The 12,722-nt window shown below is 65.9% G+C and carries 6 protein-coding genes and 1 pseudogene (1 of these 7 cut by a window edge); 4 read left to right on the top strand and 3 right to left on the bottom strand.

Going from position 1 to position 12,722, the window contains the following annotated elements; genetic code table 11:
- The first annotated feature begins 9 nt into the window (after positions 1–9).
- A protein-coding gene (locus NOCYR_RS23540; protein WP_138453313.1) for an IS3 family transposase occupies positions 10–1,280 on the top strand; the annotation gives its coding sequence in 2 pieces (ribosomal slippage) (positions 10–298 and positions 298–1,280; 1,272 coding nt in all).
- 26 nt (positions 1,281–1,306) lie between these two features.
- On the opposite strand, the pseudogene NOCYR_RS23535 reads toward NOCYR_RS23540, so the two are convergent.
- Positions 1,307–1,537: pseudogene (locus tag NOCYR_RS23535) on the bottom strand (ATP-binding protein); the annotation flags it as partial.
- A gap of 1,868 nt (positions 1,538–3,405) precedes the next feature.
- Here NOCYR_RS23535 and NOCYR_RS30660 point away from each other — a divergent pair.
- The 3 genes from NOCYR_RS30660 to NOCYR_RS23520 all read left to right on the top strand — a co-directional run bounded on the left by NOCYR_RS30660 (position 3,406) and on the right by NOCYR_RS23520 (position 5,383).
- On the top strand, positions 3,406–3,765 hold the full coding sequence (locus NOCYR_RS30660) for a helix-turn-helix domain-containing protein (RefSeq protein ID WP_231855986.1): 360 nt from the start codon (positions 3,406–3,408) through the stop codon (positions 3,763–3,765).
- 89 nt (positions 3,766–3,854) lie between these two features.
- On the top strand, positions 3,855–4,553 hold the full coding sequence (locus NOCYR_RS23525; protein ID WP_014352919.1) for a DUF998 domain-containing protein: 699 nt from the start codon (positions 3,855–3,857) through the stop codon (positions 4,551–4,553).
- 170 nt (positions 4,554–4,723) lie between these two features.
- Complete coding sequence (locus tag NOCYR_RS23520) at positions 4,724–5,383, top strand: lysophospholipid acyltransferase family protein (RefSeq protein WP_014352918.1); 660 nt, start codon at positions 4,724–4,726, stop codon at positions 5,381–5,383.
- 6 nt (positions 5,384–5,389) lie between these two features.
- On the opposite strand, the gene NOCYR_RS23515 is transcribed toward NOCYR_RS23520, so the two are convergent.
- On the bottom strand, positions 5,390–6,769 hold the full coding sequence (locus NOCYR_RS23515; protein ID WP_014352917.1) for a hypothetical protein: 1,380 nt from the start codon (positions 6,767–6,769) through the stop codon (positions 5,390–5,392).
- A gap of 35 nt (positions 6,770–6,804) precedes the next feature.
- Positions 6,805–12,722 carry the end of a LuxR C-terminal-related transcriptional regulator gene (locus tag NOCYR_RS23510; protein ID WP_014352916.1) on the bottom strand. The gene runs 23,218 nt beyond the window's last position, so 5,918 of the gene's 29,136 nt are visible here — the last part of the coding sequence; the start codon falls outside the window, past its right edge — the gene reads right to left on this strand; the stop codon is at positions 6,805–6,807.

Raw genomic sequence — 12,722 nt, 5'->3', positions numbered from 1 at the left:
TGAGAGAGGATGAAGTCTGTGAGTTCGAAGAGGTATCCGCCGGAGTTGCGTGAGCGGGCGGTGCGGATGGTCGCCGAGATCCGCGACCAGCACAGCACCGAGTGGGCGGCGATGGCTGCGGTCGCCGAGCTGCTGGGGATCGGCTCGACCGAAACGGTCCGCAAATGGATGCGGCAAGCTCAGGTCGATGCCGGTAGCCGTGCCGGGGTCACGAGCGAGGAATCGGCAGAGCTGAAGCGGTTGCGGCGGGAGAACGCAGAACTCAAGCGCGCCAACGCGATTCTGAAGACGGCGTCGGCTTTCTTCGCGGCCGAGATAGACCGGCCAAGCCGCTGATCTGCAGGTTCGTCACCGAACACGCAGGCCGCCGCGACAGCGGCGGCCTGCAGTGGGGTGTGGAGTCTATCTGCGCCGCGCTCGGCGAGCTCGGCGTGAACCTCGCCCCCTCGACCTACTACGAACACCGCAACCGGGTCCCGTCGGCCCGCCGGCGCCGCGATGAGGCGCTGACCGCCCAGATCCGGCGGGTGCACCGGGAGAACTTCGGTGTCTACGGGGCCCGCAAGGTATGGCTGCAGCTCAACCGTGAAGGCTATCCGGTGGCCCGTTGCACGGTGGAACGGTTGATGCGCGAGGCCGGGCTGCGCGGGATCTCGCGTGGCCGGGCCAAGCGCACCACGATCGCCGATCCGGTCGCACCCACGGCTGCGGATCTGGTGCAACGCCGGTTCGCGCCGGCAGCGCCGAACCGGTTGTGGGTCTCAGACATCACGTATGTGTCGACGTGGTCGGGGTGGGTGTATGTGGCTTTCGTGATCGACGCTTATGCCCGCCGGATCCTGGGCTGGCGGCTGTCGACGTCGATGACCACGACGCTGGTGCTGGACGCGATCGAACACGCGATCTGGACCCGTGAACGCGAAGGATGGAACGTGAAAGATGTTGTGCACCACACGGATAGGGGATCTCAATATACGGCTATCGCGTTCACCGAGCGGCTCGCGGAGGCCGGGATCCAGCCCAGTGTCGGTGCGGTCGGATCGAGCTACGACAACGCGCTGGCCGAAACGATCAACGGCCTCTACAAAACCGAGCTGATCAAACCACGAGGCCCGTGGCGCAGCGTCGACCAGGTCGAGTTCGCCACCGCCGAATGGGTCGACTGGTTCAACCACCGCCGTCTCTACCAGTACTGCGGCGACCTACCACCGGCCGAGATGGAAGCAGCCCACTACGCTCAACACCCAGCCCAGCAACCCGCCGGGCTGTCACACCAATAGGTCTCCGGACTCACCGGGGCGATTCACCCCGCCGCGCGAATGCGGCGTTCGGAGCGGCGCCGTGCCCGGTCGTCGCATTCGGCCAGCAGCAAGTCCGCCAGGAACGCCCGGTAGGTCATCTGGTCACGAGTCGCAGCTTCGGCGATCTCGTTGAACTGGGACCGGACTGTCGGAAGCCGCAGCATCCGGCAGGCCTGGTCGACCGCGGCGTCTGCCGCCTGCTCGGTCATTCCATGCCGTCGACGCGTGGTCGTCATCCTGCGGAACTGCCTTTCGTTGTGGGGGTGCGGCGGAGCAACTGGTCGTATGCGCCGCTGATGGCAGTGGGCGCCGATCCGGTGGCAGCAACGCGAGCCGGCGCTGTGTCAGCGAGGAGACGGCGCCCGGTGCCTCGAGCTCGACCAGCGGTGTTTCGGTCGGCCCGGACTCTCCGATCTTGCGGGCTTCCAACGCGACCGCGTCCGCGGTCAGAGCTCCGGCCTACTAGGCGGCAGCCAGGCCCGCCACGACGTGCACCCCGCCGACCTTCGCGACCCCGATTCAACCCGGTACGCCGGTCAACGTTCGGATGGTGAGCAGCCCAATAGTGCTGATGTGTTTGAGGACGAGTTCGGTTCCCGCTCAGCGACCCCGGCGAAGTGCACATGATCCAGCTATGTCACAACAAATTCCGTTGATGCGCATAGTTGTCGAACATTTCTTCGAGTTGTCGCGAGTTGTTGTTCGGCCATGTTTACGCAGCAAGAAGGTTGTTTTGGGCTTATCGACGGTTGCCCTGAGTTGCGTCGGGTAGTGATGCCTCCTCGCATCGAGAAGGTCAGGGGTTCGATTCCCCTTAGCTCCACCCACGGAGGCGAGTGCTCGCGCAGAGCGCTCGCCTTTTTGGTGGGTTCCGCGTGTTTTTTGGGGGCGAAGCCCCCAAACCCCACCCGGAGGGCTTCGCCCCCGGACCCCCTACCAGGTCTGCCCGTCTCGGGTCGTGCGTCGTTCGTTGGCTTCGTCCCCCGGATCCCCCCCCGGGTTTGCCCGTCTCGGGTCGTGCGTCGTTCGTTGGCTTCGCCCCTGGTCCCCCTCCCGGGTTTGCCCGTCTCGGGTGGCGGGCCGTCTGGCGGGCTTCGTTCCCGGGCCCCTCCCGGGTCTGCCCGTCTTGGGTCGTGCGCTGTTCGTTGGCTTCGCCCCCCACGCACTCCCTCGCGGTTTTGCCCGTCGCGGGATGCGGGTTGTCCGAGGTTCTGTAGCAGTTGCCGGACTGTGATTTTGCGGCCGTCCTTCCCCGGCCAACTGCAGAACGACCGTGGCAACGAGGGGTTTGCTGGCGGTCACACCGAGCGTCGTTATCGCGTCCACATCATGTGGCAAAGTCGGCTCGTCGTACCCGGACGATTGGGCCCCGGCGCAGCCGGAGACGGCCCCTAGCGCGATGACAACCGCTGCGGTACCCAAATCGGAAACGGTGTCCGGCTGCACGCGAGGGAACCCCGGACCGCCGCGGTTCACTGGTCGGCAGGCAAGGATGAATCCTTGGGCGTCGGTGAGAGCTTGGCCCGCCAGGAGTTGCGGCGGTCGACCGAATCGCACCACCGCACCGAATGGGGATAGTCGCGGCGACGTGCGGCCGTAGCCTGAACCGGTGGGATTAGCGGACTTCGGCTGCACGCCTGGTGTGGGCTGGGATATTGCGGGGCCGTCCGCCGCGGGGCCAGGGGCGGCGATGATCGGATTCCGCGACGTTGGTGGGGTGGGGTTGGATTTGCGGGCTGCGGCGACGACGGCGGTCGCAGTGGTGGTCGAGTTCGCGGGGCACGATGTGGTTGTCGACGATGTCGATGGGCGGCAAAGGCTGGGTGGTTTCGTGGTGGGGCCTTCGATGGCGGCCATGCGGGTTCGTAGCGGGCAGGCGGCGTGCGTGGAGGTGCGGTTGTCGCCGATTCGGGCGTATTCGGTGCTGGGGGTGGCGGCAAAGGATCTGGGGCATGGGGCTGTCCCGTCGGACGAGTTATGGGGGACGGAGGTCCGACGGCTGCGGGAGCGGCTTGCGGTGGCGGGGAGCTGGGAGGAGCGGTCCGCGTTGACGAGATCGTTTCTGGCTCGGCGCGAAAGAGCCGGCCGGGCACCGGATCCGGAGGTGATCGACGCCTGGCATCGCATACTGGCCTCCGGTGGTCAGGTGAAGGTCGGTGAGCTGGCCGAGTCGATCGGGTGGAGCCGGAAAAGGCTCTGGGGGAGGTTCGAATCGCAGATCGGTGTGACGCCGAAGCGGGCGGCGATGCTGGTGCGGTTCCGGCGGGCGGTCGGCGGTTTGCTGGCGGGGCGGCCGGCGGCCGAGGTCGCGGCGGTGTGTGGGTATACCGATCAGGCCCATCTCTGCCGGGGTGTGTCGATCTTCGCCGAGCGCACGCCCGGGGCACTGCATGTAGGCAATCTGCCGTTCATCGCGCGGGAGCGGTACCAGGCTTGGGGAACATTTTTCCAATCCCCGGGGTGACCGGTCGGTCGATAGTGGTGCGACTCGAGTGCGGTCGGCGATCCGGCCGCGACTCGATCACCCTGATCGACAATGAGAGGACACCTGCCGTGACGGACACCCTCGGCCAGGCGAAGCCGCACACGCAAGGCACCGGCGGACAGTCGACCGCGACGAGACTGCTGCTGGCGTGCGGTGTGATCGCCCCACTGCTCAATATTTTCGCCGTGCTCATCCTCGGCGCACTGCGTCCCGACTACAACGCCCTGGTGGTCCCCGACAGCAATCTCGAACTGGGGCCCGGCGGGTGGATGCAGATAACCAACTACATCGTCACCGGAACGCTTCTCATCGCCTTTGCCGTCGGAACCAGGCAGGTTATCCGGACCGGACGCGGCACCACCTGGGCCCCGATTCTGCTCGGCATCTATGGTTTCACCTTCTTCGCCATCGGGCCCATCCTTCCCGACCCCTCTCTGGGTTACCCGCCTGGCGAGCCGGAAGTACTCACCGTCCACGGCGCCATTCACACCCTGCTGGGCCTGGTTCAGTTCACTTCGCTGCCGGCGGCTTGCTTCGTGCTGGCTCGGCGGAAAGAGCTCGCAGGCCGCGGCTGGTATCGGTATTCGGTTGCCACCGGCCTGCTGGTGCCGATCTCTTACGTCGTTTTCGCCCTCATCGCCAAATTGGCCGAGGGCGGACCGGCAGGTCTTATCGAAAGGCTCGGGATCTTTGCCGGTGGAATGTGGGTTGTGCTGTTGGCGCTCCGCTTGATTCGGAAGCCGGCACCACGCATACACATCGCATAGCTTGTCCATCCAGTGTCCATCGGACACCCATAGGGACCGAATCGGCGTACTGCCCAGCGATATCGAACTCGATGAGTGGCGTGCTGAGTAGTGACCTCGAGTAGTTCCCCACTGTCGTCGACCCGTCGCGCACGCGACGATCGAAACGTCGAGCGAGAAGCGAGGTGGGAATGGGCGAACATACGGGGCGGCCGAAGGGGCTGGGTAAGCGGGCGTGGGTGGTGACGCAGGTGGTGCGCCGGATTCTCCGGATGCTGGCCTGGTCGAACCTCGTCCGGGTCACGGTGCTCGGGCGGGAACGGGTGCCGAGCAACGGCCCGGCGATCATTGCCGGCAACCACATTTCGATGTTGGACGCGCTGTTCTTGTGGGGTGCGTTGCGGCGGCGGGCGGTGGCGATCGCGATGGCGGAGCTGTGGTCGTGGCCGGTGGCCGGGTGGTTGGTGCGGCGGCTCGGGCAGATTCCGGTGGTGCGGCGCGATGGGGCGTCGGGGCAGGCGGCGATCTCGCAGGCCGAGCAGATCCTGCGGCACGGGGGAGTGCTGATCATCTATCCGGAGGGGCGCCTGGTCGGGCCAGGGGAGGACGTACCGTACAAGCCGGGCGTAGCGAAACTGGCGTTGGCTAGCGGTGTTCCGGTGGTTCCGGTCGGGACCACCGGCACAGATCGGGTGATGCCGATGCGGCGGTTTCGCGGTGACGGTCCCACCTTCGATCGCAGGCAGCAGGTGACGATTCACTTCGGCGAGCCCATCGACCCGGCCGAATTCGACGATCCGGAGAAGTTTCTCGATCACCTGCGCCGGCGAGTCGAGGACCTGCGGATTTGAGCAGGATTACCGCACCAGCGGCCGGTGCCGATCGGTGAACCGCTGCTCGAAGCCCGCGATGTAGGTGCCCGGCGCGACCGAGGAGGACGACTGCTCCAGCACGCCGTCATCGGCGACGTAGAAGATGGCGCGGCCGATGGAGATCTGCCCTTCAGGCACCGGCACGTACACCATCCAGCCCATGCTGAGGCGGTGAGCGGTCAGCTCCGACAGCGGATATCCGGTGGTGTCGAGGCCATTGGTGAGGATGTGGTCGCGGACGCGGGCGATCGCGGCAGCTTCCGGCAGTTCATCGGGCAGGGTCGACACCACACCGGCGAGGCCGAGTTGGTAGAGCGCGCCGTCGATATCGAAGCGGGTCTCGTCGAAGACTGCGGTGAGGGTTTCGCGGGTGACGACGCCGGCTTCCGCCGCGGCCACCAGGGTCGCGGCAAGCTCGGCGCCCTGCGCCGGCTCAGCGAGACCACCGACGATCTCCGCGACGATCTCGGCGGTCCAGACCCCGGGCACGGCGGTGGCGCACTCGTCGGCCGACGGTGATTCGCCGCGATACCAGCGCCCGCCCTCCCACCAGTAGCAGAACGACAGCAGTCCCGACGACGCCCGCGCGTTCAACACCGGATTCGCCACCCACTCCGGGGCGCCGGCGTACACACGGGGCAGCGGGGCGTCACCGTTGTAGGCCGCGTCCAATGCCGGCGCGTTCCACACCCCACCCGACAACACCGCCCGCCCACCTGGCAACACGTGCAGCGTCGACCCGCCGCGCGCCGCACCCTCGAACACGCCGGTCCACGGCAGCACCCGCGGCCCCCACGGCGACCTGGCCGCCACGAACGCCGCGCTCAACGTCGCCCAGCGCGCCCACATCACCGGAAACGGCGGAAACTCATTGTCCGCGAGCACGGCCCACACCTGGTCGGCGCGATCGTCGCGCGCCTGCTCGGCGGCCTGCTGCGGAGTCCGCTGCTGACGGTCGGCGTGCAGCATGTACGCAGCCAACCACACCGGGACGTGTGCGCGCGGATATGCGACCAGATCAGCGCGATAGGCGTCCGTTTCGAACATCTGCTCCGGAGGAAATGGGTCGGCGCCGTAGTCGTATTCGACAGTCACCGCCCCGGATTCGGTGAGCGTCAGCAGTAATCGCCACCACGGACCATCGGTCGAATCAGCTGCCGCCGCCCGCAACTGCCGGACAAGCGCGAGTACCTGCTCCGGCGCAAGCACTGCCACCCGCTGCTCGCCGACGGAATACACGAGGTTGGCGATCTCACCGCGCACGGTCACGGCGAATTCGGCATCCAGTCGGTGCCAGCCCGCGGGGCCGAGTGTTGTCAACGCACGCGGGAGGGGGTGCTCGATGGTGAGGCCGCTGTCGGTCATTCGGTGTTCCTCATGCTGGGTATCGGTTGTGCGCATTATCGGTCGGGCCGGTACTCGTACGCCCATGGCGAACCCCACCAGGAATCGAACAATGGCAGGTGAGCGCCGTTGCGGGTGATCATGGCTTCTACTGCCAAAATGGCGGTATCGCCTTTGGAGTGGAAAGCGAGCACCGATTTGGCGAGGTGGATATTCCGGTCCATCTCGGCCTCGTTGATCAGGTACTCGGCGGTGAATTGAGCGGTCGAGCTACCGTTCTGCGCGGGACTACACGATCCGATGATGAGCGGCCGGTATTCGTCCTGGGCGAGCAAGTTCATGAACTGAGCATTATTGGTGAGCAGACGGGCGTACTCCACACCGCCGACGAACACGTCCTGCCACCCATCACCGACGCGAACCTGCAGCGAATAGTGATTCCCGTTGGCATGCGTGATCACGATGAACGGCGCTTTGCCGGTCGCGCGTACTTCCCGTTGCCACACCGCGGGCTCGGGCGATGCGATGGTGTATCTGACCGGCGGTCCGCCGGGTCGCTGGTACGCCGTGTAGATGTGGTCGAGGTCTCGGTAGCGCCGGCCGGCCCAGTGCGCGAACGCGTCATCCCGGTCGTAGCTCGACGGCAGGAATACGACATCGTCGTGCCCGTGCTCGTTGCCCAATGTCAGCGTGCGCACATCGTTCGGGTCGATCTCGATATCACGCCCGGTCGAGAGATCGGTGCCGAGGATCGGAACAAGCGAACCACGCCGTGGCGGGGGCTCGGTCGGCTCAACGGGTACTTCCGGCCGCGCGGTCGTCACCACTCGAGGAACGGCATCGGAGGTCGATCTCGTGTCAGCAGGAGCGAACGACGGCGGCCGGGTGACCGTGACGGGCTGAGCATCGACCAATTCCGAGCCGATGACTCCTCGGTCCAATGCCGCCAGAACCGCCGGAATCCGCCCGTGCACACCGAGCTTGTCGAATACCCGAGCCAACCGGTCCTGGACGGTGCTGCGGGAGACGTGCTGGTGCTCGGCGACCTGGGCGTTCGACAGGCCGCGAGCCAGCAGGGCCAGCGTCTCCACCTCGTCGCGAGTGAAGGACCCGGCCGACGCGGGCATGAGGTCACGCTCGCCGAGACGCAGCAAGCCCCGCTGCCACGCCCGGACGGCAGAGCCGATCGTGCTGTCGGTCCCGAGTTTCGCCGCGATGGCGTCGAGGCGGTTCCGCAGCGTACTTCGCGACAGGTAGTGCTGGGCGCTGATCTCGGCCAAGGAATATCCGTCGGCCAGGAGCGCGAGGATATCGATGTCCTCGGCGTCGAGGTCGCGCTCGGTGTGGGCGAGCTCGGTGGAGTCCGCGCGAGATGACGGCGGGTGGTCACCTGCTCGGGAGCCGGACGTCGAGGACGTGCGCTGTGCTTGATGTGCGTATTCACGCAGTGTTTGCTGCCGTGCCGTAGCGGCCTCGACCGTGGCCCGGGAGTGGTCGATGTCCATGGCGAGCACGTCGTCCGGGAACGACTGGATCATCGCTGCCTGTTCGTCGGCGCTGAGCCGGGTGTTCCACCAGGAGGCCAGGTCGGTGTCGGGTGGGCGGGCTGTGGGGGTGGTCAGCCATTCAGGGGTCGCGCCCTGGCCGAGCTTGGCGAGGGCACGGGTCCACAGGAGACGCTGGTCGGCGAGGAACATGTCGACGGCGGAGTTGGTGCCGACGAGACTGCGCTTGGCTTGGGCGAGATTGTTCTCCTCCGGTCCGAACACCAGCTTCCGGAACACATTTCCGACTTCCGGACCGAGCCCGTGCTCGGCGAGGACCGGGGCGATATGGAGGTAGAAGGCGATCGGGGCGAAGACATCGCTGAGCAGATACGACGAGTACTGGCCGAGGTAGACGCCGAATCCGCCCATTTCGCCGTACAGGTGGCGAAACCACTGCGACGGGTACAGGTTGCCGATCTCGGGGAAATAGATACCTGCCCTGATGAGGGCCGCGATGTCGAACTCCTTGACGAGTGCGACGACATCGGAACCCTGCGGAATCTGATCCGGCGTCAGCGAACTCCAGGCCAGGTCGATGTAGGCACCGGACAGCCGGAAAATGGTGGCTGTGCCACGGTAGGCGGTCCGCCACTCCTCGAACCGGGCCAGCTCCTCCGCCGGCATCGGACGGCCGGTCTCGTGATGCACCGCGAATCGCGACAGTACGTCCGGGTGCTGCCAGAACCGCTGGAACATCTTGGCCACGAACTCGAGCCACCCGAATACGAGGTGCCTATTGGCCGCCTCGAACGTGCCTTCGCCCAAGCTGAAGTGTAGTTCGTGACCGAACTCGTGGAACAGTGCGCTGACTTCGTGTGGCGTCAGCAGCGTCGGGGTGCCGGGTGGCGGCTTCGTGATGTTGAGGTGTACACCGATCACGGGATTCTGCCCGGTGAAATTCAGCCGGATCGGATCGGACCATTCGCCGCTGTTCTTCCCGTCCCGGGCGTAGGGGTCGAAATACACCGTCGAGACGCGTCGTCCGTCGGCATCGGTGACAGCGAATACGCGAACGTCGTCGTCCCATACGGATGGCTTGCTGTCGCCGGACAGCTCGGTGAACGTCAGCCCGAAAAGCAGATTCGCCAGGTGGAACACTCCATCGCTGAGCACCCGATCGAGCACAAAGAATTCCCGCATCCGCTGCTCATCGATGCCGACCATCGTGCCGAGCGCGGCTTCGATGGCCCGGAATCTGGTCCACGGATGGATTTCGTCGGCACCGATGGCTTGGGCAAGCCGTGGCAGCTCGATCCTGGCCGCATCGGCTGCCGCGGAGGCGATCTGGCCCAGAATGGCCTCGATCTCCTCGACCGAATCGAAGATGCCGCCGGCGGTGACGTAGTCGGCGTGGTTGGCGTACCCGGTCAGTTGCGCGCGCCGCGCCGCCTTTTCCGCTTGCGCCAGCACATTCGCCGAATTGTCGAACGCGCCGCCGACGGCGAGATTCGCCACGGAGTCATACAGCCGGCGGCTCAGCTCGGGATCTTTCAGATGGGAGAGGTAGGGATACCAGAATCCACTGGGCGCGGAGGGCTTGGGCAGCACGTAACCCGGGGATTCGCCGGCTCGCTCGCGGGCAGCCGCGATCTGGTCGTCGTTCAGTCCGTCGAGCAGCTCGACGGTATCGACGCGGAATTGGAACGCGTCGATCGCCTTCTGCTGGTTGGCCTTGTATTCGGTGCGCAGCTCCGGGAGCGCCGCATTGATCTCGGCCAGCTCGCGCCGACCCTGTTCGGAGGCCAGGTATGCGCCGGCGCGCACGAAGTCCTGATACTTCCACTCGACATACCCGCGTTCGCGTTCGGTCAGCCCGAGTTCGCCGCGGTGCTCGTACAGATGCTTGAAGATCGCGGCCAACGCAGGATCGGTCAGCACACGATTCTGGTGTGCCTGCTGCATTTCCGCGATTATCGGCTCGACTTGCGCGGTTGCGGCATCCCGATCCACCGCCGCCTTCTCACTGAACAGCTGTTTCACCGCACCGAGCGCACGCCCCGATTCAGCGAACGAGTGCAAGGTATTCCCGGCTGTCCACAGTTCGTGGTTCGCGATAATCGTTTCGAGTGCGTTCCACTGCTCCTGTATCGCGTATTCGAACACCGGTGGGAAGTGCTCGGCCTTCATGCTGTCGAAAGCGGGGTCGGCGTGGGGATCCACGACGGAGGCGAACACCGGGTTCGACTCGGCAGTGAGCGGTTGTGGGGCCGGCGTGGCCTCGTTCGCCGACGCGTCATCGATTGATTCGGCTGCGGTTTGCGGGCTCTGGGTGGACGCTGGAGGCAGGGCATCGGTTGTCGCGAGCCGGTCGTCTGCCCCGTCCGAATAATGCGCCTGCGACGAAGCCAGCCAGGGCGCGACCGCGATGACGTGGAACTTTTCTACGGCGAGGTCGACGGGCCGTGGTTTATCGCCCGGCCGGATATCGCGGGTGTAGGCGGCGGTGTCGGCATCGTCGCCGTGAGTGAGAACCAGTGTGACGTTCTCGGATTCGCCGAGCACCATGTTCACCGAGAAGGTGATCGATAGCCGGTTCGGTGCCGCAACGATATCGACGATGTCGACCCAGAAATCCTCGACACCGCCGAGGAACATCTCTTCAGCGCTGAACCCGCCCGCGCCGCTGGAAGAGCCCGCGGCCTCGATCAGCTCGATGACGGTCGGCAGGCCTGCGGGTTTGTGCTTGCGCCACAGGGCGCCTTCGGACTCGTCGGAGATTCGAATGATGGATGAATCGCCGTGCTGGGCCATCAGGTAACGGCCGTAGGCGCTGTTCTTCACCAACGCTGACTCGGTATGTAACAGGCTGCTGCCAAAGGTCACCGACACCTCCCTGCCGCCCGACATAGACCAGTGGCCGAGCACGATGGGAAAGTGGCCGGGCTTGCGGTAGGAGCTGTAGATCATTGCGTGTGTCGAGGGGACCGGCGACGTGCGGATTTCTTCCGGTGTGACGAAGAAATTGTCGCCTGCGGGACCAGTGGTGTACGGGCCGGAATCCCGGTCCCGGACCCGGCCTTTCCAGTCGAAGTACACCGTCTCGACATCGAGTACCTCCGCGATGCCGGGTATATACATCATCGGGTCCACCGGTATCACATCGAATTCCGCTGCGCGCGGGTGTACCTCGATCTTCCCGAGTCGAATGCCCTGCTCCTCTGCCACAGGTGTTCTGGCTTGGTGGCCGGGCTCGGGCGCCGGAGCGCGCGATTCGTCCGGGCCGGTGTCGCCCGGACCGAAACGATTCAGCACCCAAGGGTTTCGGCGATATCCGTGGACCGTCGGGTCCGTGTATGCGCGGGCGCGTCGATCATCGATTCCCAAGGCGGCGCCAATGTCGGCTTCGTCCGGAGGCATGGCGCCCTTCGCGCCGAATGCGGGTGCCGCAGCAGCATCATTTCGCATTTCGTTCGCTGTTCGCTGCCAGGGCGACGGCACCGCGGCGGGTTGTTGCGGACTCCACGGAGTCGGCGGCGAGCTGAGGTTTTCCGCGGTCGATGAGGCCCGCCGCGGTGCGGTAGTGGGCGCCGGATCCGTGGTCACGCGGTGGCCGGTGGATGGGTTCGCACTACTGTCATGGCCGGCGGGGAAGTCGTGGCCGCCTGTTCCTGGCCGCAAATCCATTACTGCCCACGTGATCTTGCCGCTGTCCCGCGGCTCGACTCCAGCCCGGATTGCACGATCCGCTGCGACGAGATCCGCCACCCGCCACCCGTCGTCCGTCACGGCGTCGACGGGTCGGCGGTCGGCCACCGTCACATGGAATTCCAGCCCATGCTTGCCGAGCGCGACCTGGCCGGTCAGCAGTGTCTCGCCACCCGTGGTGACCACGAGATTGTGTACCAGCTCCGCGGCGAGCAGGGCAGCGGCTGGGCGAGCGTCGGCACGCATGGCCTCGGGGGAGATGCCGGTGAACGCCCGGTCGATCAGTTCGAGCACGCGCCCGTAGGCCTGATCCGCATCCGTCCCGGCAGGAAACCGGTGGACCGCACGCACATGGGCATCGGGTCCGTCGTAGAGACCGGACTTCACGGGAGCGGAATCGTCGGTCTGCCGGTGGGCTCCGGCCGGTTCGACCGAAGCCGGGGAAACGACGCTCACCTCGGTGCTCGGCCGGGTAGCAGGGCGGAAGACGATTTCGTACTCGGTACCAGGCACGTAACCGACGCCCTGGTCATACATGACCGTCAGTGACAGCACACCGGACCGGGAGATCTGCACCGAGAACGTTCGGTCCGAATGCCAGGCATCGACGGTCATCCGCACGATCGACTCGGCCAATGCCGCGAGATCCCGGATTTCGCGTTCGGTGCCCTGGGCGTGCTCCTGCATGAAGTCCCGCACGAGTCGGCCGGCCGCACTCACCGGGTCGGCGCTCTGATCGATGTCGAACTGCCGGTAGTGAATATCTTCATCGGGCGTATAGA

Origin of the sequence: Nocardia cyriacigeorgica GUH-2 (assembly GCF_000284035.1) — a bacterium.
Taxonomy (GTDB): Bacteria; Actinomycetota; Actinomycetes; order Mycobacteriales; family Mycobacteriaceae; genus Nocardia; species Nocardia cyriacigeorgica_B.
This window is presented reverse-complemented; position numbering and strand designations above follow the sequence as displayed.